This window comes from Mangrovihabitans endophyticus, assembly GCF_014646155.1.
Taxonomy (GTDB): Bacteria; Actinomycetota; Actinomycetes; order Mycobacteriales; family Micromonosporaceae; genus Actinoplanes; species Actinoplanes endophyticus.
This window is the reverse complement of sequence record NZ_BMMX01000042.1, coordinates 22,707-48,471: the sequence shown is the minus strand read 5'-3', so window position 1 is coordinate 48,471 and position 25,765 is coordinate 22,707. Positions and strand designations below refer to the sequence as shown.

At 71.5% G+C, this 25,765-nt stretch carries 17 protein-coding genes and 4 pseudogenes; 9 read left to right on the top strand and 12 right to left on the bottom strand.

The window, feature by feature from the left end:
• Nucleotides 1–125 precede the first annotated feature (125 nt).
• Both IEY73_RS27865 and IEY73_RS27860 read left to right on the top strand, forming a co-directional pair.
• Nucleotides 126–1,412, top strand: a complete 1,287-nt coding sequence (locus IEY73_RS27865; RefSeq protein ID WP_189082299.1) for a sensor histidine kinase — start codon at nt 126–128, stop codon at nt 1,410–1,412.
• Entirely contained in the window at nt 1,364–2,020 is a 657-nt protein-coding gene (locus IEY73_RS27860; protein WP_189082298.1) for a LuxR C-terminal-related transcriptional regulator, read from the top strand. Before IEY73_RS27865 ends, IEY73_RS27860 begins: the two co-directional genes overlap by 49 nt.
• Before the next feature lie 36 nt (nt 2,021–2,056).
• On the opposite strand, the gene IEY73_RS27855 is transcribed toward IEY73_RS27860, so the two are convergent.
• Nucleotides 2,057–3,724 carry an alpha/beta hydrolase gene (locus IEY73_RS27855; RefSeq protein WP_189082297.1) on the bottom strand — a complete coding sequence of 556 codons (1,668 nt, stop codon included), beginning with the start codon at nt 3,722–3,724 and terminating at the stop codon, nt 2,057–2,059.
• 158 nt (nt 3,725–3,882) lie between these two features.
• Here IEY73_RS27855 and ligD point away from each other — a divergent pair, with 158 nt between their 5' ends.
• The gene (gene ligD / locus IEY73_RS27850) at nt 3,883–4,851 is read left to right on the top strand and encodes a non-homologous end-joining DNA ligase (RefSeq protein ID WP_189082296.1); all 969 of its coding nucleotides are present in this window, start codon (nt 3,883–3,885) and stop codon (nt 4,849–4,851) included.
• Nucleotides 4,852–4,870: 19 nt separating this feature from the next.
• On the opposite strand, the gene IEY73_RS27845 is transcribed toward ligD, so the two are convergent.
• From IEY73_RS27845 to IEY73_RS27830, 6 genes and pseudogenes are all read right to left on the bottom strand, one after another.
• A complete protein-coding gene (locus tag IEY73_RS27845; RefSeq protein WP_189082305.1) occupies nt 4,871–6,028 on the bottom strand; it encodes a hypothetical protein in 1,158 nt (385 codons plus the stop codon).
• A 130-nt stretch (nt 6,029–6,158) separates the two neighbouring features.
• Nucleotides 6,159–8,003, bottom strand: a pseudogene (locus IEY73_RS34455) (MMPL family transporter); the annotation flags it as partial.
• 372 nt (nt 8,004–8,375) lie between these two features.
• Nucleotides 8,376–8,675 (bottom strand): annotated as a pseudogene (locus tag IEY73_RS34450) (sensor histidine kinase); the annotation flags it as partial.
• Between the two features lie 147 nt (nt 8,676–8,822).
• Nucleotides 8,823–9,314, bottom strand: a pseudogene (locus IEY73_RS34445) (histidine kinase dimerization/phospho-acceptor domain-containing protein); the annotation flags it as partial.
• Between the two features lie 431 nt (nt 9,315–9,745).
• On the bottom strand, nt 9,746–10,444 hold the full coding sequence (locus tag IEY73_RS27835) for a response regulator transcription factor (protein WP_189082294.1): 699 nt from the start codon (nt 10,442–10,444) through the stop codon (nt 9,746–9,748).
• 52 nt (nt 10,445–10,496) lie between these two features.
• Nucleotides 10,497–11,141, bottom strand: a complete 645-nt coding sequence (locus IEY73_RS27830) for an ATP-dependent Clp protease proteolytic subunit (protein WP_189082293.1) — start codon at nt 11,139–11,141, stop codon at nt 10,497–10,499.
• 206 nt (nt 11,142–11,347) lie between these two features.
• Here IEY73_RS27830 and IEY73_RS27825 point away from each other — a divergent pair, with 206 nt between their 5' ends.
• Together IEY73_RS27825 and IEY73_RS27820 are read left to right on the top strand one after the other, a co-directional pair.
• On the top strand, nt 11,348–12,739 hold the full coding sequence (locus IEY73_RS27825) for a glucose-6-phosphate dehydrogenase (protein ID WP_189082292.1): 1,392 nt from the start codon (nt 11,348–11,350) through the stop codon (nt 12,737–12,739).
• An 89-nt stretch (nt 12,740–12,828) separates the two neighbouring features.
• Nucleotides 12,829–14,994 carry a putative bifunctional diguanylate cyclase/phosphodiesterase gene (locus IEY73_RS27820; RefSeq protein ID WP_229716218.1) on the top strand — a complete coding sequence of 722 codons (2,166 nt, stop codon included), beginning with the start codon at nt 12,829–12,831 and terminating at the stop codon, nt 14,992–14,994.
• A 429-nt stretch (nt 14,995–15,423) separates the two neighbouring features.
• On the opposite strand, the gene IEY73_RS27815 is transcribed toward IEY73_RS27820, so the two are convergent.
• From IEY73_RS27815 to IEY73_RS27805, 3 genes are all read right to left on the bottom strand, one after another.
• Nucleotides 15,424–17,130: an MFS transporter gene (locus tag IEY73_RS27815; protein WP_189082291.1), complete on the bottom strand. Its 1,707-nt coding sequence runs from the start codon at nt 17,128–17,130 to the stop codon at nt 15,424–15,426.
• A 132-nt stretch (nt 17,131–17,262) separates the two neighbouring features.
• Nucleotides 17,263–18,168 carry a DUF5995 family protein gene (locus tag IEY73_RS27810; protein ID WP_189082290.1) on the bottom strand — a complete coding sequence of 302 codons (906 nt, stop codon included), beginning with the start codon at nt 18,166–18,168 and terminating at the stop codon, nt 17,263–17,265.
• A gap of 79 nt (nt 18,169–18,247) precedes the next feature.
• Nucleotides 18,248–19,576, bottom strand: coding sequence for a ferredoxin reductase family protein (locus IEY73_RS27805; RefSeq protein ID WP_189082289.1), 1,329 nt, complete (start codon nt 19,574–19,576; stop codon nt 18,248–18,250).
• A gap of 501 nt (nt 19,577–20,077) precedes the next feature.
• Here IEY73_RS27805 and IEY73_RS33830 point away from each other — a divergent pair.
• A pseudogene (locus IEY73_RS33830) lies at nt 20,078–20,635 on the top strand (hypothetical protein); the annotation flags it as partial.
• A 1,102-nt stretch (nt 20,636–21,737) separates the two neighbouring features.
• Nucleotides 21,738–22,613 carry a Sco1979 family transcriptional regulator gene (locus IEY73_RS27795; RefSeq protein ID WP_229716217.1) on the top strand — a complete coding sequence of 292 codons (876 nt, stop codon included), beginning with the start codon at nt 21,738–21,740 and terminating at the stop codon, nt 22,611–22,613.
• Here IEY73_RS27795 and IEY73_RS27790 read toward each other — a convergent pair.
• Nucleotides 22,540–23,895 carry an AI-2E family transporter gene (locus IEY73_RS27790; RefSeq protein WP_189082286.1) on the bottom strand — a complete coding sequence of 452 codons (1,356 nt, stop codon included), beginning with the start codon at nt 23,893–23,895 and terminating at the stop codon, nt 22,540–22,542. The genes IEY73_RS27795 and IEY73_RS27790 overlap by 74 nt on opposite strands.
• 84 nt (nt 23,896–23,979) lie before the next feature.
• Complete coding sequence (locus IEY73_RS27785; RefSeq protein WP_229716216.1) at nt 23,980–24,273, bottom strand: glycosyltransferase family protein; 294 nt, start codon at nt 24,271–24,273, stop codon at nt 23,980–23,982.
• Nucleotides 24,274–24,392: 119 nt separating this feature from the next.
• Between IEY73_RS27785 and IEY73_RS27780 the strand changes: the two genes are divergently transcribed.
• Both IEY73_RS27780 and IEY73_RS27775 read left to right on the top strand, forming a co-directional pair.
• On the top strand, nt 24,393–24,911 hold the full coding sequence (locus tag IEY73_RS27780) for a SigE family RNA polymerase sigma factor (RefSeq protein WP_373292889.1): 519 nt from the start codon (nt 24,393–24,395) through the stop codon (nt 24,909–24,911).
• Nucleotides 24,911–25,765: a hypothetical protein gene (locus IEY73_RS27775; protein ID WP_189082283.1), complete on the top strand. Its 855-nt coding sequence runs from the start codon at nt 24,911–24,913 to the stop codon at nt 25,763–25,765. The genes IEY73_RS27780 and IEY73_RS27775 overlap by 1 nt, the downstream gene beginning before the upstream one ends.

Sequence of the window (25,765 nt, the reverse complement as noted above, 5' to 3'; positions counted from 1 at the left end):
CCGAACCAACCACAAAGCAACCATCACGATCACCCTAGGGTCGACCAGCAGCCCAGCACCCTAACTACGCGGCATTGGGGCTAGCCCTACCGACTGGGGTGTGCTCCGGCGGCCACAATGAGGCCATGGAGACGCGCGAGTGGCTGCGGTACGGCGTACGGGCGGTGCTGCTCGGCCTGCTGGCGATTCCGCTGGGTGTGCTGAACCTGCCGCTGCTCGTGCTGTTTCTGGTCGCGTTGCTGCTCGGGCCGGTGCCGCTGGTCGGGGTGCCGATGACCCAGGTCGTCATGGTGCTGGTGCGTGCCCGCGCCGACCTGGAACGTCGGCTCGCCGCCCGCTGGAACGTGCCGATCACCCGGCCGTACGCGCCGGCACCCACGGGTGCCGTGCCCGGCGGTTGGAAGCGGTACCGCTGGCTGCTCGCCGACCCGGCGACGTGGCGCGATGTGGCGTGGCTGCTGCCCGGCGCGATCAGCGGGATCGTGTTCGGCGTGCTGTCGCTGGGCCTCTGCGCGTACGGGGTGCAGGGGATCATCCTGCTCCCGCTGTGGCTCTATCTGGGCACCGGATGGTACGGCTACGGCATCTACTGGCCGCTGCACAGCGTCGGGGAGGGGCTGCTGTCGTTTCCGCAAGGCGCGCTGATCCTGGCCGCCGGGCTGTTCGCGGCGCCCTGGCTGCAATGGCTCAACGCGCGTTTCGCCCGGCTCTTCCTGGCTCCTACCCGAGCGGCCGAGCTGCGCTTGCGGGTCACCGAGCTGACCGTCACCCGCGCGGACAGCGTGGACGCGCAAGCGGCCGAGCTGCGCCGGATCGAGCGTGACCTGCACGACGGGGCCCAGGCGCGACTGGTCAGCCTCGGCATGGCCATCGGATTGGCCGAGGAGGTGGTGGAGCGGGACCCGGCTGCCGCCCGGAAGCTGCTTGCCGAGGCCCGCGAGTCCAGCACCACCGCGCTGGTGGAGTTGCGTCACCTGGTGCGCGGCATCCATCCTCCGGTGCTGGCCGAGCGTGGCCTGGACGGTGCGGTGCGGGCGCTGGCCCTGCACCTGCCGGTGCCCACCACAGTGGACAGCGACCTGGCCGGCCGGGCCGAGACGCCGGTGGAGTCGGCGGCCTACTTCGCGGTCGCGGAGGCGCTGGCCAACATGAGTCGGCACAGCGGCGCGAGACGCGCATGGGTGGTGATGCGACACGCCGCGGGCATGCTGACCGTGGTGGTGGGTGACGACGGTCGCGGGGGAGCCGATCCGGACCGTGGCACCGGGCTGCGGGGCATCACGCGCAGGCTCGCCGTTTTCGATGGCACGATGACGCTGTCCAGTCCGCGGGGCGGACCGACCGTCGTGACCATGGAGATGCCGTGCGCGTTGTCATCGCCGAAGACCTCGCCCTCCTCCGGGACGGGCTGACACGTTTGCTGGAGGCGTTCGAGTTCGAGGTGGTGGAGACCGTCGACAATGGGCCGGGGCTGCTCCCGGCCCTGATCAGCCAGCGGCCGGATGTCGCGGTGGTCGACGTGCGCCTGCCGCCCACGTTCACCGACGAGGGCCTGCAGGCCGCGATCGCCGCCCGCGCCGAGATCCCCGGCCTTCCCGTCCTGGTGCTGTCCCAGCACGTCGAGCCGCTGTACGCGCGGGAGCTGCTGAGCGACGCGTCGGGCGGTGTCGGCTATCTGCTCAAGGACCGGGTCAGCAACGTCGGGCAGTTCGTCGACGCGGTGCGGCGGGTCGCCGCGGGCGGCACCGCGATGGACCCCGAGGTGGTGGCGCGGCTGCTCAACCGCCGCGAGCGGCTGACGGTGCTGACCCCGCGGGAGCGCGAGGTGCTCGGCGCGATGGCCGAGGGCCGGTCCAACGCCGCCATCGCCGGGAAGCTGTTCGTCACCGGCAAGGCGGTCGACAAGCACATCAACAACATCTTCGCCAAGCTCGGCCTGCCGCCGTCGGAGGACGACAACCGCCGGGTGCTAGCGGTGCTGGCCTATCTCAACGAGACCGGGCTCAACGAGCCGGGCTGATCCGCCCGGCGCGAGGCCGGTCGCCGCAGCGGGCGGTCAGCGGTCGAGCAGGCCGCGCAGGCGCAGGGTGTCCCGCACCGTCCAGCCGGGCGGTGGCGCCAGGGCCGCCCAGGCGTCGACCGTGCCGGACTGATACTGGTGTCCGCGCCCGGCCGGCGCTTGCCGGGAGAACAGCAGGTCGACGGTGGTCTGCCAGAACGTGATGCCGGGATACCAGTGCATGTCCGGCGACACGTCCGGACCGCGCGGGTCGTGCAGCCACGCCGGTGAGCGGTACAGCAGCGACGGACTCCACCACACGATCGGATCGGTGGGGTTCTGCATGTAGACCACGCCGGGCTGCGGGCCCGCCCGGCGGCGCAGCGTCGCGGGGCGCGCGGCGAACCGCACCGGTGGGCCGCTGCTGTGCACCGGGCTCCACACCGGGGATCCGCGGTCGCGCGTGGCGATCAACCGCTGGTGAACCGGGTTGGCGAAGGTCGGCCCCTCCAGCAGCACGCCGTCCGCGCCGTCGGCCATCGACTGCGCCGAGCCGAAGGCCCGCTCCACGCCCAGGGATCCCAGCGACTCGCCGAAGACCAGCAACTGGGGACGCTGGTCCGCCGGCATCCGTGCCCACCGCTCGTGCACCGCCCCGATCAGCGCCGACGCCGCCTCCGCGACTTTGGACCGGTCGGTGAGGAAGGAGATCCAGCTCGGCAGGTACGAGTACTGCATGGAAACCAGTGCGGTGTCCCCGGCGTACATGTATTCCAGGGAATTGGTGACCGCGCCGTCCACCCATCCCGTGCCGGTCGGGATGAACACCGCCACCACCGCGCGGTTGAAGGCCCCGGTGCGGTCCATCTCCCGCACCGCCAGATCGGCGCGCGAGGTGACGGAACCGGCCGACGCCAGCCCGGTGTACACCCGGATCGGCTCCGCCGCGGGCCGTCCGGCGAACCGGGTTAGCTGGCGCCGCGTCGGACCCTTGCCGACGAAGTCGCGGCCCTGCCGGCCCAGCGTGCTCCAGGGCACCAGGGAGTCGGGACCGCCGGAACGCAGGCCGGACACCGGCGGAACGACGTCGGCGTCGGTGCCGTCGTTGGTCAGCGACGCCCGGCGGTCCGCCTCGGCGAACATGTTGCCGACCACCAGGCTGTCCATCGCCATGACGGACAGCAGTGCGACGACCACGAACCCGGCGCTGTAGGCCACCGGCTCGGGTGTGAACCGGGACAGCACCAGCGCCAGGCAGCGCACCGCCAGGCGCAACGCGCGCGCGGCCAGCAGCAGCACGCCGAACGCCACGAAGCTGATCAGCAGCATGCGGAAGGTGTAGGCGCTGTCGAGCGTCTCCATGCCCAGCCGCCGACGCAGGTCGCGTTGCCACCGGGTGCCCAGGATGACGAAGATCCCGATGGCCGGCGGACCGGCGATGGTCAGCAGATACCAGCCGATCCGCACCGCCCGTCCGCGGATCAGGCGCCAGCCGGCCGCCACGCCCAAGCCGTACCCCATGGCGGCGGTGATGCCGCTGACCACGCCCTGCAGGAACCAGGCCCGCGGCAGCAGGGACGGGGTCTGGGAGAGGCAGAAGAAGATCACCGCCACGGTGACCCCGGTGAGGCTGAGCCCGCGGCGAACGATGCGTCCGCGCGGGCGGGACGGTGGTCCGGGCTGAGCGCCGTCGTGCTCCTCGTCGGTCCGCGTCGCAACGCTCATACACGGCTCGCTCTCGTCGGGGATGGAACGGCCCGTCCCCAATGTCGTCGATATCGGCAAGCCGATCAACAGCAGGCGAGCGCTTGCTTCAGCCCGGCCGGCACCGCCCCGTGCCCTGACCGCACCACCGCGAGGCGTTCAGCGGTTAGGTTGATCGCATGGCCGCAGCCAGTAAGTCTCCTTCGGTGGAGATCGAGGTGGGGGAGCGTACCGTTCGGGTCTCGAACCCGGATAGGGTTTATTTCCCGGCGCTCGGCACCACCAAGATCGACCTGGTCCGGTATTACCTCTCGGTGGGCGAGGGCATCGTGCGGGCGTTGCGGGACCGGCCCTGCATGCTGCACCGGTTCCCGGACGGCCTGGCCGGTGACAAGGTGCATCAGAAGCGGGTGCCGCACGGCGCCCCGCCGTGGCTGCACACCGTCCGGGTCACCTTCCCGCGATACCAGCGGCACGCCGACGAGCTGTGCGTCACGGAACTGGCCGACGTGATCTGGGCGGTGCAGATGTCCACCGTCGAGTTCCACCCATGGAACTCCCGCAGGGCCGACACGGAGAAACCCGACGAGTGGCGCATCGACCTGGATCCGATGCCCGACTGCCCGTACGCGCGGGTGCGCCGGGTGGCCGGGGTGGCCCGCGAGGTGCTCGACGAATTGGGCATCGTGGGGTACCCGAAGACGTCCGGCGGCCGGGGGCTGCACGTCTATGTGCGGATCGCCCCGCGATGGGGGTTCGCGCAGGTGCGCCGGGCGGCGTTGGCCTTCGCCCGCGAGGTGGAGCGGCGTGCGCCCAGCGAGGTGACCACGACGTGGTGGCGCAAGGACCGCGACCCGGCCGCACTGTTCGTCGACTACAACCAGAACGCCCGCGATCACACCATCGCCAGCGCCTATTCGGTGCGCGGCGTGCCGGAGGCGACCGTGTCCACGCCGGTCGGATGGGACGAGATCGCGGACGCCGAGCCCGGCGACTTCACCATCGCGTCGGTGCCGGCGCGCTTCGCCGAGCTGGGCGACCTGCATGCGGGCATCGACGACGCCGCGCACGGCTTGGAGACGCTGCTGGAGTGGGCGGACCGCGACGAGCGCGCCGGGCTGGGCGAGCCCCCGGCCGACTCGGACTGACCTATCTGCCCGGAATGATCTATTTACGGAGCGTGGATCCGCTGGTCGACGGGTCGCGGGCGCCCAGGAAGAAGATCCCCGGCAGGCCCGGGGTCTCGAAGCCCTGACTGGGGTTGTGCCGTAGGACGGAGCGCCGGAGCGCCATGGTGCCGGTGCGGTCGTTGCTGACGAAGAACACCGCGCCGCCGCCCTCCTTGGCACGGTTGTCCTCGATGGTGGTGCCGTCCAGGGTCAGCGCGAAGCGGTTGCCGTCCAGATAGATCGCCCCGCCGCTGCCGCCGCCGGGTGTGCCGCCGCGCGCCGGGTTGGCGCCGGTGCCGATCGCCCGGTTGTCGCGGAAGACGCTGTTGAGCACCGTCCACGAGACGCCGATGCTGCTCAGGGCGCCGCCGTTGGAGCAGCGGCCACCGGTGAAGGTGCTGCGCACCACGTATACCGGCAGGCCGCGTGACTGGCTCAGCACGCGCACCGCGCCCCCACCCAGGTCGGGGCCGGTGCGGTCGCAGCGATTGCCGGTGAAGCGCGAGTTGATGATCTTGATGCGTCCGCCACGGGCGAAAATGGCGCCCCCGCCGCCGCCCTCGGCGGTCTCGCCGGTGCTGTCGCCATGCGCGAACGTGATGTTCTGCACGGTCAGCCGGGGATGGTCCTGGTCCTGGCAGTGCGCGGTGGTCCAGCCCTGGGCCGGGTCGCAGGTGTTCATGTAGAGGATGCGGCGCTTGCCGCCACCGTCCAGGGTCACCGTGCCGCCGCCGTCGAGCACGATGCGCGGCCCGTTGCCATTTTTGATCTTCACGGTGGCGGCCATCCGGATGGTGACCGGTCGCGGTCCGCAGTCGAAGGTGATCACGCCGCCCGCGGCCACCGCCTCGACCACGGCGGCCGACGTGCAACTGGCCGCCGTGCCGGTGCCCACCACGTGGTCCGGGTCGCTGGTGTCCTCGGCCTTCGCCTGCGACGGGACACCGGCCCCGCCGTCGGCGTCGCCGGGGACGGGCGGCGCCGACGTGGCGGGCGTGCCCCGCGCGGACCGCGACGGTGCGGGCGAAGCGGCGACGGAGGCGGTAGCCGTCGCGCCGACCGTGGCGGGCGCGACGCTCGCCGCTCCGGAGGCCGGCGCGGCCACGAAGTCGCCCACCTCCACCGGATCATGAGAGGCGCAACCGGCTCCCGCCATCACCAGCGCGACCGCGCCACACGCCAGGACCCGCTGGGCCGCGGCGGCCCGCTCGACAAGCACCGCACGATGCTAGGAGGTGCGCCTCCGCCGCGCCAAGGGGCACAACGGAGGAGGCCACGCCGACGACTCAGACGGTGGTCAATTCCGGCTCCGGATGATCCTTGCGTTCCAGCGCGGCGCCCTCGACGTCCATCGTCGGCAGCCAGCGCAGCCAGGCGGGCAGCCACCACGCGGCCCGCCCGAGCAGCGCCAGCGCCGCCGGCATGATCACCATCCGGACCACGAAGGCGTCGAAGAAGATGCCCGTGGCGAGGGCGAACGCGATCGGCTTCACGGTCTGCTCGCCCTGCGGCACGAAGCCCGCGAACACCGCGAACATGATGGACGCGGCGGCCACCACCACCGGTGCGGCCTGCCGGAAACCGGTGACGATCGCGTCCTTGCCGACCGCGCCGTGGGCGTGCGCTTCATGCATGCGGGACACCAGGAACACCTGATAGTCCATCGCCAGCCCGAACAGGATGCCGACCACGATGATCGGCGCGAGGCTCATCAGCGGGCCGGTGGCCCCGCCGCCGACCAGGCCGGACAGCCACCCCCACTGGAACACCGCGGTGGTCGCGCCGAGCGCCGCGCCGATCGTCAACAGGAAGCCGAGCACGCCGACGACCGGCACCAGCACCGACCGGAACACCAGCACCAGCAGGAGCAGCGCCAGCCCGACCACCAGCACCAGGTAGACCGGCAGGGCGTCGTTGAGCGTCTGCGACACGTCCACGCTGACCGCCGTGGTTCCGGTGACATACACCTCCGGTCCGGCCTGCCCGCCCACCGCATCCCGCAGCGCATGCACCAGGTCGACGGTGGCCTGGCTGTCCGGCGCCGAGGACGGCAGCACGGTGATCAGGGCGGCCGAGGAGTCCGGGTTGGTGCGCGGCGGGGCGACCCGGGCGACGTCCGGCAACGCGGCCGCCTGCCGGGCCACCTGAGCCGCGCGCGGGGCCGCGCCCGCGCCGTCGACCAGGATCAGCAGCGGACCGGACTGGCCGGGCCCGAAGTGGGCGTCCAGGACCTCCGCGGCGCGCTCCTGGGTGCTGCCCGGCACCGGCGGCTGGTTCAGCGACGTACGCATGACGAACACCGGCAGCGCGACGGTCGCCAGCGCCACGGTCGCGGCAAGCAGGCTCGTCCAGCGTTGCCGGGTGACAACGGCCGCCCAGCCGCGGAAGAAGCCCCGCCCGTCCGCGGGTGCGGCGCCGCCACGCTGACGGCGGGGCAGCGCGCGGACGCCGATGAAGCCGAGCACCGCCGGGACCAGGGTGATCGCCACCAGCACCGCGACGACCACCGTGCCGGCCGCGGCCAGGCCCATCTCGGTGAGGAACGGGATGCCCGCGACGGCCAGGCCGGCCAGCGCGATCATCACCGTGATGCCGGCGGTGACCACGGCGGACCCCGCCGTCGCGACCGCGGTGGCGATCGCCTCCGGCACCGGGTGGCCGTCGCGCAGCTCGTGCCGGAAGCGGGTGAAGATGAACAGCGCGTAGTCGATGCCCACGGCCAGACCGAGCATCACCGCGAGGATGGGTGTGGTCGACTGCAAGTCGACGAAGCCGGTCAGGGTGGTGATGCCCAGCGAGCCGAGCGCCACGCCGACGATCGCGGTGAGCAGGTTCATCCCGGCCGCCACCAGCGTTCCGTAGGTCAGCGTCAGCACCACGAGCGCGGCCACCACGCCGATCACCTCGCCGACGTGACCCGTGCCGGGCGCGCCCGCCCTGGTCGCCTCGCCGGTGACCTCGGCACCCGCCTGCTGCGCCACGTCGGCGAGCCGGTCGCGCTGGGCGTCGCTGAGCTCGGCGGCCCGTACGCCGTAGGTCACCGTGAGGTATGCCGCCTGCTTGTCCGGCGACACCACCGGACCCGTGACGGACACCACGCCGGGCAGCGTGCCGAGCCGCTTCGACAACCGGCCCAGCCGCGCCGTGTCCACCGGAGCGCCGGTCACCACCTGAGCGGAGGCGCCGCCGGCCGCCTCGCCGAACCGTTCGTCGATCAGGTTCAGCGCGGTGGTCGACTCCTGCCCGGGGATCTTGAAGGACGACACCGTGTCGCCGGAGAGGGTGAGAGCGCCGGCCCCGGCGGCGATCAGCAGCACCAGCCAGACCAGCGTCGTCGCGATCCGGTGTCGGTACGCGGTGCGACCGAGACGGTGCAGAAGGGTAGCCACGGAGGGTCCTTTCCCGAAGGCGTGCACATTCGCGTCAAGGCCACCACCGATGTTTGCCAGTCCCGCGTGAGCCGTGTGAGAGTTCGATGAGAACGCGCCCGCCGCCGGGATCGTGAACCACACCGTCGCGCCCGGCCCCGGCTCGATTCCGGCCGTGCCGCCGTGCGCGCGCACCGCCTCGGCGACGATCGCCAGCCCCAGCCCGGCTCCCCCGGTCGCCGAGCGGGAACCGTCCGCGCGCCAGAACCGGTCGAACGCATGCCGAGCCTGATGCGGGTTCAGGCCCGGCCCCTCGTCGGTCACCGTCACCCGCACCGCGCCGCCGGATCCGGTCAGCGCGACGTGTGCCGGGGTGCCCGGCGGCGTGTGCGAGCGCACGTTGCCGAGCAGATTGGCCAGCACCTGGCGCAACGCGTCCGGATCCCCGTCGACGGTCCGGGAGGCCGGCAGGTCGGTGCCGATCGGCCGGTCCGGCTCGACCGCCCGCGCGTCGGCCACCGCGTCGCGGATCAGCGCGGCCAGGTCCACCCGGGTGGTGCGCGGCGCCGGCCCGGCGTCCAGCCGGGCGAGGTACAGCAAGTCGGTGACCAGCGCGCCCATGCGCTCCGACTCCTGCTCCAGCCGGCGCAGGACGTCCGGCCGTGCGCGCAAGTCGACCACCCCGGATCGGACAAGCTGCAGATATCCCTTGATCGACGTGACCGGGGTACGCAGCTCGTGCGAGGCATCCGCGACGAACTCCCGCATCCGGCTCTCGGAGCGCGCCCGAGCCGCCAGCGCGCCCTGGATCCGGGCCAGCATGCCGTTGATCGCCACGGTCAGGCGGCCCACCTCGGTGCGCGCGGCGCCCGGCCCGGTCGGGACCGGCACCCGCCGTTCCAGGTCACCGTCGGCCAGCGCGGTGGCGGCTGCCGCGATCTCGTCCAACGGGCGCAGGCGCCGCACCACCAACAGCCGGCCCAGCAGGCCGAGCAGGGCCAGCACGGTGACCGAGGTGACCGCCGCGGCGAGCAGCAGCCGGGTCACCGCGTCGCGGATCGGCGCCAGCGGCATGCCGATGAGCACCACGTCCGGCCCTACCGCGATGCTGATCACCCGATACTCGGCGCCGGAGGAGGTGACCGTGCGGGGCCGGCCGTCCGCCGCGGCGTCCTGGTCCAGCAGCGGGTGGCGGGGCAGCGGCGAACTGCTGTCGAACCGGTAGGTGCGCCCGCTCGGATCCCGGACCTCGATCAGGTATTCGGTCACCGACACGTACGTGCGCAACCTCCGGTCGGACTGCCGCGTGGCCTGCAGGGCCTCCGGCGACTGCGCGGCTACCGCGGCGCCCGCGGTCAACTGCTCGTCCACTTGGTGCACCAGGAACGCCCGCAGCACCACCGCACCCGTGATGCTGACCAGCAGCAGCGCCGCCGCGGTCAGGGCGAGGACCCCGGCGATCAGCGAGGACCGCAGCGAGAAGCGGTACGCGGCACCGGGTCGCGTCACGAGGTCTCGCCCGCGCGCAGGGCGTACCCGAAGCCGCGATGGGTCACGATCAGCGGCGCGCCGAACCGGTCCAGCTTGCGGCGCAGATACCCGACGTACGTGTCGACCACGTTCGAGCCGGTGGCCGGGTCGTACTCCCACACGGCCGCCATGATCTGCGCCCGGGACAGCACACGTCCCGGGTTGAGCAGGAAATACTGCAGCAGCCGCAGTTCGGTGGGGGACAGCGTGACCCGCTGCCCGGCGCGCCGCACCAGCAGGCTGTCCTGGTCGAGTTCCAGATCCGCGTACCGCAGCACCGCCCGCCCGGCCGGTGGGGCGTCGACCGGAACCCGTCGCAGCACCGCGCGCACCCGGGCCAGCAGCACCTCCACGTCGAAGGGCTTGGTGATGTAGTCGTCCCCGCCGTACGCGAGACCGGTGACCTGATCGGTGCGGGCGTCGCGGGCGGTGAGGAAGATGACGCCCAGCTCCGCGCCGTCGGCGCGCAGCCGGCGGCAGACCTCCATGCCGTCGCCGTCGGGCAACATGACGTCGAGCAGCACCAGGTCCGGGGAGCGCTCGGCGGCGAGCGTGACCGCCTCGGCCGCGGTGCCCGCCGTGTCGACCGTGAAGCCGTGAAACGTCAGCACCGTGGCCAGCATGTCGACGATGTTGGGCTGGTCGTCGACCACCAGGATCCGGGCAGCACACATAGCCCTGCCATGACACCAGAGCCGGGTGTGAGTTCGATGAGAGCGTCGGCCCTCAGCCCACCCCGGCGAGGCTCTTCTTCCGGGTGGCCAGCACGACGTCGACGATGCCGTACTCGCGCGCCTCCGCGGCCGTCATGATCTTGTCCCGGTCGATGTCCTTGGTGACCCGCTCGAACGGCTGGCCGGTCCGCTCGGCGAGCAGCTCCTCCATCTGGCGGCGCATCCGCAGGATCTCCCGCGCCTGGATCTCCAAGTCGCTGCCCTGACCCTGGACCGCGCCGCTGAGCGCCGGCTGGTGGATCAGGATCCGCGAGTTGGGCAGCGCCATGCGCTTGCCCCGGGTGCCGCCGGCCAGCAGGATCGCCGCTGCCGAGGCCGCCTGACCCAGGCAGACCGTGACCACGTCGGGCCGCACGTACTGCATGGTGTCGTAGATCGCGGTCATCGCGGAGTATGAGCCGCCGGGCGAATTGATGTACATCGTGATGTCCCGGTCCGGGTCGAGCCCCTCCAGCGTGAGCAACTGCGCCATCACGTCATTGGCCGAGGTGTCGTCGACCTGCACACCGAGGAAGATGATCCGGTCGGAGAACATCTTCGTGTACGGGTCGGTGGTCTGGGTGCCGTAGGACGTGCGCTCGACGAAGGACGGGATGATGTACCGGCTGCTCCAGGTGCTCCGGGCGTTCGCGCTCATGGCACCGAAGCTAGCCGCGCCAGGGCCGGTTCTGCCGCCCGTGCGGGTCTTGTTCGCCCACAGCGCACGGTTTCTCCGCACAGGCCGTCCGTTTCCCCGCACAGGCAGTCGGTTTCTCCGCGCGGGTCGTCCGGCGCGCGCGGCGATGGTCGCGCATCACAGGCCCGTCGACGGTTGGATCGCCGCGGACCGGATACACCATCGGCATGGACACTCCCGGACCCACCGTGTTCGTGCTCTTCGGCGCCACCGGCGACCTCGCCCGGCGGATGGTTCTGCCGGCCTTCTGGACCCTGGCCGGCCGCGGCCTGCTGCCGGACGACTGGGTGCTGGTGGGTAACGGCCGCGGCGACGTCTCGCATGAGGACTTCCGCGGTCACGTGCACGACGTCCTGGGCCGGCCGGGCGGCGAGGAGTGGAAACGCTTCGCCGACCGCCTCTACTTCGCCGGTGGCGGATTTCAGACCCAGGACCCCGGAAGCCTGCTCGACGTGATCGAGCACGCGCGCACCCGCGTCGGCCGCAACGCCCAACTCGTGCACTATCTGGCCGTGCCACCGGTGGCATTCCCGGAGATCACCCGGGCGCTCGGTGAGCACGACCTGGCGCAGGACGCCCGCGTCGTCTACGAGAAGCCGTTCGGCACCTCCCCGGACGGGTTCCGCTCGCTCAACCGGACCGTACGCGCCGTGCTGGACGAGTCGCAGGTGTACCGGATCGACCACTTCCTCGGCAAGGAGGCGACCCAGGACCTGCACGTGCTGCGGTTCGCCAACGAGATCTTCGCCGCCATGTGGAACCGGGAACACATCGAAAGCGTGCAGATCGACGTGCCGGAGACGCTGGGCATCGCCGACCGGGCAGGCTTCTACGACGCCACCGGTGCGACGCTGGACATGCTCGTCACGCACCTGTTCCAGGTGGCCGCGGAGATCGCCATGGAACCGCCGGAGAGCCTGTCCGCCGCGGATCTGCAGGCCGCCCGGGAAAAGGTCATACGATCATTCCGGCCGCTGGACCCCGCCGAGGTGGTGCTCGGACAGTTCACCGGCTACCGCGACACCGAAGGCGTACGGTCCCGCTCGCGCACCGACACGTACGTCGCGGCCAAGCTGTGGATCGACAACCCGCGCTGGCGGGGCGTGCCGTTCCTGCTGCGTACCGGCAAACGGATGGCGCGGTCGCAGCAGCGGGTCAGCATCGTGCTGCGTGCCGGGCACGGCCCGTTCGGCAGGTTGCCGGCCGAGGCGAACGTGCTGAGCTTCGACCTGTCCGGGGCCGGCGGCATCGCGCTGTCGTTGCTGGCCAAGAAGCCCGGCGCCGGGCTGGACCTGGACCCGGCCGCGGTCACGCTGCCGCTCACCACGTTGCCCGAGGCGGAACCGCTCGACCCGTACGTGCGGCTCATCCACGACGTGCTGGTGGGCGACCGGTCGTTGTTCACCCGGCCGGACGGGCTGTCCGCAGCCTGGCGGGCCGTGCGTCCGGTGCTGGACAACCCGCCCCGGCTGGCCACCTACGCGCCCGGGTCGTGGGGGCCGGGCCGGGCGAACAAGCTGGTCGCGCCCGGCCGGTGGCTGTCGGGTCCGCTCAAGTAGCCCGGTCCGCTGCCGAATGGCAGCGTGTGCTGAGGAGACTCGCGGAGCGGAGATGGCCGGTCTGGCCGGCGCTGGGGCTGGTGGCCTGCGTGACCTACGTGGCCATCCCGTCAACCGGCGGCGCCGCGCTGCTCTCCGCCGCCACCGGCCTGGTCGCCGTGATCCTGACGCTGACCGCGGTGCGCCGCTACCGGTCCGCGTCCGCCCGTTCGTGGAACCTGTTCGCGGTGGGCCTGTCCCTGTGGGTGGCGGGCGACCTCGCCTTCGCCGGGAACGCCTTCGCGCCCGGCAACCCGGCGGTCGAATACCTGGTGAACGCGTGTTACCTGAGCGCGTACCCGTTCATGGTGGTGGCCCTGTTCCGGCTGACGCGCACCCGCGAGGCGCGTGACTCGTTCGGCGCGCTGGACACCGCGGTCATCGCCACCGGCCTCGGCATCGTGTATTGGATCTTCGTGATCGGCCCGGTCGCCGAGAACGCCGCGATGCCGCCGCTGGCCCGGTTCCTCGTCGTCGCCTACCCGACCTGCGGGGTGCTGCTGTGCGCGGTGGTGCTGCCGCTGCTGCTGCGGTCCGGGCGGCGGACGCCCAGCGTGTGGCTGCTCACCATGGGCAGCATCGCGGTCCTGCTCGGCAACGTGGCCTTCACCGTGATGCCGGCCGACGCCGCGACCCTGTCCCAGTGGGTCTTCGGCGGCTACCTGTTCGCCTACCTCTGCTACGCCGGCGCGGCCGCGCACCCGTCGGCGCACCGGTCGCCGGCGACACGCGGGGCGTCCCTCGGCCGTGGCCGCCTCCTGCTGCTCGCGGTCACCTCCCTGCTGGTGCCGGGCGTACTGCTGCTGGAAGGCTTCCGGCGTCCGCAGGACATCGACTGGCTGGCCATCAGCATCGGCTCCATCCTGCTGTTCCTGCTGGTTCTGGCGCGACTCGCCGGATTCGTGGACCAGGTGCGCGCGCAGGCCACGCAACTCGAAGACATGGCGATGCGCGACGACCTGACCGGCCTGGCCAACCGCCGCCGGTTCGAACAAAGGCTCACCGAAAGCATGCAGGAAGGGCAGCCGCAGGTGGCGATGCTCGACCTCAGCGGCTTCAAGGCGGTCAACGACCGCTTCGGGCACACCGTCGGTGACCGGCTGCTGGCCGAGGTGGGCCACCGCATGGCGCAGACGCTGCGTCCCGGCGACGTCGCCGCGCGGATGGGCGGCGACGAGTTCGCGGTGCTCGTCCCGGACACCACCGCCGGTGCCATGGACGGCATCGTGGAGCGGCTCACCCAGGCGCTGCGCCGCCCGGTCGTGGCCGACGGGCACGAACTGCTGATCAACGCCAGCTTCGGGACCGCCACCTGCGATGAGACCGATGATCCGCACGAGGTGATCCGGCGGGCCGACGTCGCCATGTACGTCGCCAAATCGCTGGGCGAAGGCCGCCGCCGACGCTACACGCGCGGCATGGACGTGGCCGCCGGGGAACAGGCCCGGATGGGCGCGGAGATGCGCCAGGCGCTGGACACCGGCCAGTTCCGGCTGGTGTACCAGCCGATCGTGGAGTTGCCCAGCGGGCGGACCGTCGCGGTGGAGACGCTGGTCCGCTGGGAACATCCGGTGCGCGGACCCGTCAGCCCGGCCGAGTTCATCCCGGTCGCCGAACAGAACGGCCTGATCGTCGAACTCGGGGCGTGGATCCTGAAGGCGGCCTGCGCCCAGGCCGCGATCTGGCGAGACGAACTCGGCCCGGCGGCGCCGCGCCGGATCGGGGTGAACGTGTCCGCGCGTCAGCTAGCCGAGCCCGGCTTCCCGGAGCTGGTCGCGAACGTGCTCGCATGGACCGGGTTGGGCGCGGACAAGCTGACCATCGAGGTGACCGAGACCGCGGTCTTCGGCGGCGGTCAGGCGTTGCGCGCGGTGAAGGCCCTGTACGAGCTGGGCGTGAAAATCGCGCTGGACGACTTCGGCACCGGACACTCCTCGCTGACCCTGTTGCAGACCCTGCCGGTGAACATCCTGAAGGTGGACAAGTCGTTCGTCGACAACATCAGCATGGCGGGGCGGCACGCGGTGATCGCGACCGCGCTGATCCAGGTGAGCAACGGGCTCGGGCTGGACGCCGTGGCGGAAGGCGTGGAGACGGCGGAACAGGCAGCCGAGTTGCACCGGCTGGGATATCGGCTGGCCCAGGGATACTACTTCGGTCGCCCGGCGGCGCAGCCGGACTTCGCGGCGAGCGCGGAGTTGCCGTCAGCCGCGTAACGCCCGCCCCGCCCCGCCCCGCCCCCCCCGCCCGCGCCCCGCCGCCCGCCGCCCGCGCCCCGCGCCCCGCCGCCCGCGCCCCGCCGCCCGCGGCGATCTTGAAGTTGCGGGTCCACCATGTCGCATATAACCGGCTAAACCGCCACCGGAAAGTTCAAGATCGTCGGCAACGCTGCGGCGATCTTGGTCTCGTGGTCAGACAAGTCGGGTATAGCACGTGCCTACGTCCGCGCCCACTACTCGGCCCACGCGCAGTCGGGCGCGGAAGGCTCAAGATCGGCCGACGCGCGGACGTGCGGACGTGCGGACGTGCCGACGTGCCGACGTGCCGACGTGCGGACGTGCCGGCGGGCGGGGGCCGGACGTGCCGGCGGGCGGGGCCGGGGCGCGGGCGGGCCGGGGTGGGGGTGGGGCGGGGCGGGGCGGGGGTCAGGCTGTGCCGTTGCGCAGGTCGACCAGGGCGGCCGTGCTCAGCTCGTACGGCTCCCGATCCGGCTCGATCAGCAGCACCGGAACCTTCGCGGCGTGCGTCAGTGCCGCGGTGAAGCCGCCGTCGGCGAACTGCACCAGCGGTCCGCGCGGCGAGCGGCCCACCGCGACCATCCGTGCACCCACCTGGCTCGCGTACTGGGCCAGGGCGCGACCCGCCGCCGCATGGTCACCGACGCTGATCAGCACCGCGCCGGTGGCCGCTACGCCACCGGCCGCCATCCGGTCCACGTGCGCGGACACCGCCGCCAGCGCATCCTGTTCATCCTCGGGGTCAATGGCCAGTTCCTCGATCACCCGCGTTTCGCGAATCCGGACGATCTCCAGGGTCGCACCGCGGTCGCGGGCGAGGCCGGCCGCCGCGTCGACGGTCGCCGCCGCGCCGTCGTGCGCCCCCACCGCCACCAGGACCGGCCGCTCGGCGGTGGCGCCGATCGGTTCCACCCGCGCCGCTGGTTGCTCCTGCGGCTGCGCCTCGGCCGCCGCGATCAGCCGGTGCCCGCTCGCGAGCACCACCACCGCGAGCAGGAACGTCACCCCGCCGAGATAGAACGGGATGCTCAGGTCGGTCGCGTCGGCGATCTTTCCGGCCACGTACGGCGCGAGGCCGCCACCGATGAAGCGCACGAAGCCGTACGCGGACGAGGCGACCGGCCGCTCGACCGGCGACACCAGCATCACCGCCTGGGTGGTGAGCGTGTTGTTGATGCCGATGAAGGCGCCACTGACAATCACCGCGACGATCACCGCCGCCGGGGTGTGCACGCCGGCCGCGATGACCGCCATCACCACGGCCAGGCCGACCAGATTGACGTAGAGCACCGGCGCGGTGCCGAACCGGGACTGCAGGCGGGGCGCGAAGAACACGCTGAAGAGCGCCACCAGCAAGCCCCACCCGGTGAACACCAGCCCGAGGCGGTGCGCGTCCAGCTCCATCGGGTACGGCGCGTAGCCGAGCATGGTGAAGAAGCCCCAGTTGTAGAGCAGCGCCATGATGCCCATGGTCAGCAGGCCGCGGTGGCGCAACGCCTTGAGCGGCGCGGACAGCGAGGTGCGGTGGGCGGGCCGGGGCAGCGCCGGGACGAACACGATGGTCGCGACGAGGGCGATCGCCATCAGCACCGCGACGCCGAAGAACGGGCCGCGCCAACTGATGCTGCCCAGTTCGCCGCCGAGCAGCGGACCGACCGCGATGCCCAGGCCGAGGGCGGTCTCGTACAGGATGATCGCGCCGGCGAACCCGCCGCTGGCGGACGCCACGATGACGGCCAGGCTGGTGGCGATGAACAGCGCGTTGCCCAGCCCCCACCCGGCGCGGAAGCCGACGATCCCGCCGATCGAGCCGGAGGCGCCGGCGAGTGCCGCGAACACCACGATGATGCTCAGCCCGATCACCAGTGTCCGCTTGGCGCCGAAGCGGCTGGACACCCAGCCCACCACGAGCATGGCCACGGCGGTCACCACCAGATAGCTGGTGAACAGCAGCGACACCTGGCTGGGTGAGGCGTGCAGGCTGCTGGCGAGCGCGGGCAGGATCGGATCGACCAGGCCGATGCCCATGAACGAGATGACGCAGGCGAAGGCGACCGCCCAGACGGCCCGGGGCTGCCGGAACGGGCTGGCGGGTTTTCCGTGTGGTGCGCTCATGCGCGGGTGCTCCCATCGAGCCGGCATGACGCCGGCGTGCCGCTCAAGATTCATAACTAGCTTATGAACATGACGCGGCCGCGGCAATCGACAACGGGAGTCGCGCTCGTCACGCGCGATCGTGGGCCTGGGTCATCGCGATCGGCGCCGATGCGGTCGCAACCGCCGCCACGCCGCACTCGCCAGCACGCCCGCGCGGGTCACCACCCCGTCGCCGTGGATCAGAAGTTCGCCGACCAGGGCCGCCGCCCGGTCCATGGTCATGCACGCCTGCCCGAAATCACCGTCGTCGTCGCGCAGCGGCCACAGGCGTTCGCCCTGCTCCCATGCCAATGCCCGGGTGCTCGCCACCAGCAGATCCTGCGTCCAGTCGTCCAGGTCGCCGACGTACCGGTCGATGCGCAGTTGCCACGGGGTGGAGTAGCGCCTGCGCAGGGTCGGGATCGCCTCGTAGAAGATCCGGTTAACCAGCAGGTAGTCCGGATGGGTGACATGCGGCTCCGGCGCACCCACCGAGCGCCAGGTGGCGATCAATGCCAGCGACAGGTCGTGGTTGATGTGCGCGTTGACGCCCAGCATCGCCGCGCAGAGCCGGCTGACCCCGGTGTCCTGAGCCCGCCGGAACAGCACCTCCCACACGTCCGGCGTGCGTTCGTCGCCCTCGCCCCACCGGCGTAGCGCGACGAAGTAGAGCTTGGCGAACTCCACGTCGAGCTGCTCCAAGAACACCGGATCGTGCACGTTGGGCCCGGTGAGCGAGCGCGCCACCCGGGCCGTGATGGTGTAGTAGAGCGAGTTGAAGGCGGCCACCCGGTTCGCCTTCGCCTTGGGCGGCAGCCGTTCCAGGACGGTCTGCACGGCGACAAGCGTGGACAGCACACCGCCGATGTCGGTCGGTGGCGTCTGCAGGATCTCGGCCATCTCCTCGTGCGCGGGATCCCAGCCCGGTCGCGTCGTGACCGCACCGGCCAGCCGGTGCCGCCGGTCCTGCAATCGGTCGGCGCTTGCCCGTACGCGGTGCCGGTCGAACGAAGTCATGCCCCACAGAATCTTGGCCGAAAGCGGCCGTCACCAGCGCTGAGACGCGTACCTGACAGCGGCGCCGGCGGTGCCGCGCTCAGGACGCGAGGGAGAACCGTTCCGCATGCGTCTGCGCCGGTGGCACGCCGAGTTCGCGCAGGCTGCGCAGCACCGCCTCGGTCATGGCCGGCGGCCCGCACACGTAGACGTCCCGGTCGGTGATGTCCGGCACCACGGTGGCCAGGTTCGCCGGGGTGAACGGCTGCACCACGCTGCTGCGGCCGGTGAGCACGTGAACGTGGTCACCGGCAAGCGCCTTGAGTTCGCTCAGCAGCACCGCGTCGTCCGCGCTGCGCACCCGGTAGAGCACGATCGCGTCGCCGCGCAGTTCCTCCAGCAGGGCCCGGATCGGTGTCACGCCGACACCGCCCGCGATCAGCAGCGTCTTCTCCCGTACGCGCTGGGCCGTGGTGAACGCGCCGTACGGACCTTCGGCGAACACCCGGGCGCCCGGGGTGAGGCGGCGCAGCCCGGCGCTGGTGGTGCCCACGGCTCGTGCGGTGAGCCGCAGCGACGTGCCGTCCGGTGCGGCGGACAGGGAGAACGGGTTGACCTGCCACCACGTGTTGTGTCCGGGGAAGCGCCAGAGCATGAACTGGCCGGCACGCGCCGGGAGCCGGTCCAGATCGCGCCCGGTGACATGCACCGACACCACATCGTCGGACTCCGGCACGACCGCGGACACCCGGAACTGGTGCCGCGCGTTGCGCACCAGCGGCAGGATCAGGCGCCCGGCGGCAAGCGCGGCCACGGCCAGGATCCACAGCGTCCACCAGTACGCGGCCGCGGCGCGGGTGGCGGTGAACGTGGTGACCTCGAACAGTTGGTGGATCAATGCCAGCGCGACGGCGGCGTACAGTCCGAGGTGGACGGCGTGCCAGGTCTCGTACTGCAGGCGGCGTCGTGCGTACCGGATCGACATCACCGCCACCGCCAGGACGATCAGGTAGGCCGCCATGCCGAGCAGCACCGGCACCGACCCGGCCAGGCTCAGCGCCTGCACCAGGAGCGGGTTGCCGTCGAGCCGGGCGTATCCGGCGACGATGAAGGCGAGGTGCAGCGTCAGCGTCCAGAACAGCGAGAATCCGACCCGGCGATGCCACGAAGTGAGCCGGTCCATGCCGATCCGGTTGTCCAGCCACGGCAGCCGGGCGATGAGAAAGATCTGCAGGATTATCGCGTACGCCGCGAGGACCCCGAAGAATCTGCCCGTCTCGATGAGACTGTTCTTCACCGGCAGATCGGTGGTGACGAACAGGATCACCACGATCAGCAGGTTGATGCCGGCCAGCGCGGTCAGCAGGGTACCCGCGGTGACGGCCGGGGGCAGGCCGGTGCGGGGCAGGGTTCGGGTCGTCGCCGTCATCGTCGGTCCTCCGCGGTCGGTGTCCTCACCTGCGCGTACCGCCGGTGTGTGGAAGTGGTTCACCGCTTCGGCGACGGGTTTCCCGCCGAGTGCGCTGTCGGCGGGCCGCGAGCATCGTCGATGGCAATGAACCTTTTCAACTTGGCATCGAGCCTGTCGAACGCCGGGCATCGTCCGAACGGACGATCCCCGGCGTTCGGGACGGGGCGCATATTTCTTCTTTAATTTCGGCCTATTAGTGCCTCAAATAATCGCTGCTCAATAGCGTGCGCGCGGCGGGGAATTTACGGTCGTCCTGCTACCGGTGAACGGCTCGGGAATGGGGCTGTCGTAGCGCGAAGCGATAGAAGAGGTAATGACATGCGTAGGTCGAACCCCCGCCGGGCCGCTGGCGGACGGCGCATCGACCGTCGTCTGCTGGGCGCGGCGGGCGCCCTCGTGGTGTTCGGAGCGATCATCGGGGTTACCCAGATCTCCAACGCGGACACCCAGCCCACCGCGGGTGGGTCGGCGAACGGTCTGGACGTGCTGGCCAACGACTGTTCGGAGAGCACGCTGAAGCCGCACGACGGCTTCCAGGTCGGTGACCGTTGCGTGTCGACCGCGTTCGGCGAGGTGGGCCCGGCGGCCAAGAACCCGTCGCTGCTCATCACCAGCGCTCCCCGCTCGGTGCGTACGGGTGAGGCGTTCACGTTGAAGGTGAGCACCCGAAACCTGGTGCGTGACCGGTTCCTCGCGGCCGGTCAGGGTGGGTACTACGTGGAGAGTTCGGTGCTGACCGACGAGGGTCTCACCCGCGGTCACTTCCACACCGCGTGCCGGATGCTGACCACCACGAAGGAGGCGAACGACCCGGCACCGGTGCCGGCGTTCTTCGTGGCCACCGAGGACAGTCAGGGCGGCGCGGCGCCGGACACGGTCACCATTCAGGTTCCCGGCCTGCCCGATGCGGGCACCGCGCAGTGCGCGTCGTGGGCCGGTGACGGGTCGCACCGCATCCCGATGATGGAGCGGGCGAACCAGACACCCGCGTTCGACGCCGTGCGCATCAAGGTCCGGGGCGGTGACGCGGATCCGCCGGCCGAGGAGCCGACCACGCCGCCGGCGGAAGACCCGCCCGGCCAAGGCGACCAGGGCAACGGCGACCAGGGGGGCAACGGCGACCAGGGGGGCAACGGCGACCAGGGCAACGGCGACCAGGGCGGCGATCAGGGTCAGGGCGATGGCGGCATGAACGGTGACGGCGCCGGCCAGGGCGATCAAGGCATGAACGGCGAGGAGGCGGACCAGCCGACGACCGACAAGACGATCGTCGACGAGCCCTCCACGCCGACGTCCACGAAGGACTCGGCCAAGGACGGCGCCACCAAGGACACCGGCAGCACGAAGAACACCGGTAGCAAGAGCTCGGGTGGCAAGAGCTCGGGCAACAAGGCATCGGGTGGCAAGAGCTCGGGTGGCAAGAGCTCGGGCGGCACGGACACCGGTGACCAGCAGGGCCAGGCGAATACCGTGTCCGACACGTCGACCGGCGACGACGCGGAGTCCGCCGCCAACCCGCAGCCCAGCGTGTCCAGCCTCGCCGCGACGTCCGGCGACGACGCGGACGACGACACCGGTGCGCCGGACCCGGACCCGGTCAGCACCGTGCGGGCCGAGCCCGCGGCCAACGAGAGCGGGAGCAACCTGCCGCGTACCGGGACCAACACCGCGGCGATGATCGGCGGAGCGGTGATCCTGGTGGCGGGCGGCGCGGCGATCATCATGATCACCCGTAGGCGCCGGCCCCGGCCCCGGCCGTCGCGTACCGGAGACTGGTACTGACAGTTCCACATCGCACGTCTGCATGATCCCCGTGTCGGCCGTTGCCGGCACGGGGATCGTCTGTGCCCGGCCGGTCGCGTCGGCTAGGAACGCGCCGAGGTCTATGCTGACGGCCGTCTGCTCAGGTCAGACCTGGAATCCGGGGGAGGAGGGAACACGTTATGACCGACAACTCGGACATCGACCGGCCGACGGCATCGATCATGACGGGTACCCTAGGCCGTATGGCCGACGACGCGAACCGAGCCCGGCGGGTGGAGCCCGGAGCCGACACCACCGTGATCGACAAGTGTTGCGCCGTCCGGCGCAAGGCATAGGCCCCGCCGGAGGCAACCACGTGACAACGGGGCATCAGAGCAGCGGGCCGACCGTACGCCGCATCCAGTTGGGCGCGCGTCTGCGTAACCTGCGCCAGGCGGCCGGGATGAGCCGCGAGCAGGCCGGTTACGAGATCCGTGGCTCCGAGTCCAAGATCAGCCGGATGGAGCTGGGCCGGGTGGCGTTCAAGGAACGCGACGTGGTCGATCTGCTGAAGCTGTACGGCATCACGGACGAGGAGGAGCACAAGCGGCTGGTCGAGCTGGCCCGGGAGGCGAACACGCCCGGCTGGTGGTACGCCTACAGCGACCTGCTCACCTCGTGGTTCCAGAACTATCTGGACCTGGAACAGTCGGCCGAGCTGATCCGGACGTACGAGGTCCAGTTCGTGCCGGGCCTGCTGCAGACCGACGCGTACGCGCGAGCCGTCATCCGGCTGGGGCACGGCACCGCCCGGCACGAGGAGATCGACCGCCGCGCGGACCTGCGGATGGCTCGCCAGCAACTGTTGTCGCGAGACGTCCCGCCGCGGCTGTGGGCGGTGCTCGACGAGGCCGTGCTGCACCGCCCCATCGGCGGCCCGGCCGTGATGCGTGAGCAGATCGCGGCCCTGCTGAAGGCGTGCACCCAGCGCAACGTGCGGTTGCAGGTGATCCCGTTCCGGTCCGGCGGGCACGCGGCGACCGGCGGCGCGTTCAGCATCCTCCGCTTCCCGCACGAGGATCTGCCCGACGTGGTCTACCTGGAGCACCTGACCGGCGCGGTCTATCTGGACAAGCGGGAGGACGTGGACGAATACGCGGCCGCGGTGGGCCGGCTGTTCATCGAGGCGGAGCCGCCGAACCGTACGCCGGAGATTCTGAGCCGTGCGTTGCGGGAGTGGGAGGAGAACTGACCGGCTCGGCCGGATCGTCCGGTGCCGCTTCGTCGTCGGAATCCGGATTCACCGCCTCGGTGCCGGGCGGCTTCCGATCCGGGGTCGGCGAGCCGTCGGGATGCCGCACCAGGTAGCGGACCGCCGTGTTCAGCACCGCCAGCAGCGGCACCGCGATGAGGCCGCCGACGATGCCGGCGACCACGACTCCGGCGGCGATGGACAGGATCACCGCCAGCGGGTGGATCGCGACCGCGCGTCCCATGATCAGCGGCTGCAGCACATGTCCCTCCAACTGCTGCACACCGATCACGATGCCGAGCACGATGAGGGCGCTGACCGGGCCCTGGGTGACCAGCGCCACGAGCACCGCGACGGCCCCGGTGACGGTGGCGCCGACGACCGGGATGAAGGCGCCGAGGAAGACCAGCGCGGCCAGCGGCAGGGCCAGCGGGATGCCCATGATGAACAGTCCGATGCCGATGCCGACCGCGTCCACGAAGGCGACCAGCACCGTGGCGTGCACATAGGAGACCAGGGTGTGCCAGGAGTAGTGCCCGGCGCGGGCGACCGGCAGCCGCGCGTCACGGGGCAGCAGGCGGCACAGGAAGTCCCAGATCGGGCCGCCGTCGCGGAGGAAGAAGAACAGCGTGAACAGCGCCAGGAAGAATCCGGCCGCGACATGCCCGATGGTGGTGGCGGTGCTCAGCGCGCCGGAGGTCAACGCCGCCCGGTTGTTCGCGATGGTGTTCTGCAGCGTGGTGACGGCGTTGTCGATCTGCGTCTGTGACAGGTTGAGCGGGCCGTTGGCCAGCCACGCCTGTACCTGCCGAATGCCCTGCCCGACCTGATCGGTCAGGATGCCGGACTGGGAGATGACCGCCTCGACGATCAGTCCCAGTCCGCCGAAGACCAGGATCAGCCCGCCGATCAGCATCACCGCCGCAGCCGGCGATTTGCCCATCCCGCGCCGGCGCAGCCATGCCGAGCCGGGCTGCAGCAGGGCGGCCAGCAGGATCGCCACCACCACCGGGATGACCACGACGCTGAGCAGCGAGATCAGCCGGATCAGGAGGTAGCCCGCGACGACGAAAAGGATGAACCGCCACGCCCAGGCGCCGGCCGTGCGGACGCTGCGGGGCAGCAGGTCGTCCCGGGCGGTCTCGGGCGCCGCGGGCGCGTCCTGCACGGCGCCGTCGGCCTCGTCGACCTCGTCGCCGACCACGTACGGCGGCGGTGTGGCTTGCCGGGCGGTGGCGAGCCGTTCCTGCGCACGCCGACGGACATCGTTGACCCAGGGCATGGAGGCCCCCCTCGCGAATCCCGTGCGCATGTCACCCTCTGCCTACCCTGGGCAAGGGCTGGGAAAACGCAGGGTTGCGAGCGGTTATCCGGTCAGCAGCGCCGGCCCGCGGCCGGTCGGTGCCGTGCGCCGCGGGTTCGGTTGCGGGCCGAGCACCGGCAGCATGGCCACCCGCAGGTTGCGTCGCAGCAGGGCGAGGGCCACCGCGCCGCTGTCCGCGCCGGCCTCCACGAGCGGGGCGTGCGAGCGATCGCGCAGCCCGACCGCGTACCAGCCGCCGGCGGTGGTGGGGCCGATCACCGCGTCGAAATCTTCTAACAGGCGCTCCGACCGGGCGCGCAGCTCTGCGCTGATCGGCGTCTTGACGTACATGTCCATGCCGGTGTGTGGTCGTGGCGGTGTGAAAAGTTGCTCGCCGATCCGGGCAACCTTTTCGATCCGGGTGACCACTCATCGTCGTACCCATGGTTGCGCCGCCGATCGAGGGAAGGAGCAGCGTGGCCGATCGCGAAAGCGCCTTCCAGGTGTTCTTCGACGAACACCACGCGGACCTGTCGCGCCTGGCCTACCTGATCACCGGCGACGCGAACGCGGCGGATGACATCGCCGCGGACTCGCTGCTGGAGATCTGGCGGCATTGGGAGCGGGTCACCGCGGCGGACAACCCGTTGGCGTACGCGCGAGGCGTGGCGGCGAACCTGTCGCGCAACTGGATCCGGCGGCAGCGCCGCGAGCGCCTCGGCCTGCTGAACATGAAGCTGCTGCTGGAGGACTACCGCAATCCCGACGTCTCGCTCGTGATGGATGTGCGAGCGGCGCTGCGCCGGTTGCCGCTGCGGCGCCGGGAGTGCGTGGTCCTGCGGTACGCGTTCGACGTGCCCGAACGTGAGGTCGCCGAGATCCTCGGCATCTCGGTCGGCACGGTGAAGAGCCAGACCGCCCGGGGCGCGGCGCAACTGGCTGCGTTGCTGGTCCCGGCGGTGCCCGCTCTGCTCGGTTGCGCGGGGGAGGGCTGATGGTCGACGAGGAGTACCTGCAGGAGGCGCTGCGTGCCGCCGCGCAGTCACACCAACCCGATCGTGCCGCGATCATGGAACGGGTGGCCCGGGGACGGGCGCCGACGCGCCCTTTCCGGGCGGCGCGGCCGATCGGGGCCGCGCTCGCCGTCGCGGTGATCGCCGTGCTCAGCATGGTGGCGGTGCGTGCCACCGGTGACGATCCGCCGCCGGCCTCCGCGCTGCCCGGCCCGACCGCCACCGCGACGGCCGGGGACCTCTCCGGGACCGGCGAGGGGCAGGACGGCCGTGCGCCGACCACCGCCGTGCCGCCCGCCACCGGATCGTCGGGCACCGGATCGTCGGGCACCGGGCCGTCGGCCACCGCAGCGCCGCCGGCCGGCTCCGGCGTGCCCGGTGCCGGGTCGGGAACGTCCGGCCCGGCACCGCACCGGTCCGGCACCGCGCCGCCGTCCGCCACGTCGGGCTCACCCGCGACCTTCGTCCGTACGGCCGGGACGCGTGACGCCCACTCCGGCGCGGTGTGGTCCCAGGACAACGTCACGGTTACCAACTCCGTGCCGCTGACGTCCCTGACGGTGCGCATCAGCGTGCCGCTGACCTCGGGGGCCCAGCAGGCGGGCCACTACACCGACGCGCCGAACGCCGATGTCGTGATGACCGTGGCGCGCGGACCGACCAGCCTGACGTACACGTTCGAGCTGCGCGACGCGGCGACGCTGGCCACCGGCGAGCACCTGTTCGCGGCCCAGTATTCGCACTCGTCCGGCCGGGACGCCGGGGGTGACACGTATACCGTCGAGGCGTCCGCCCGCAACGGTGACCGTGCCGGCGACGACGGCCGGTTCGGGTGA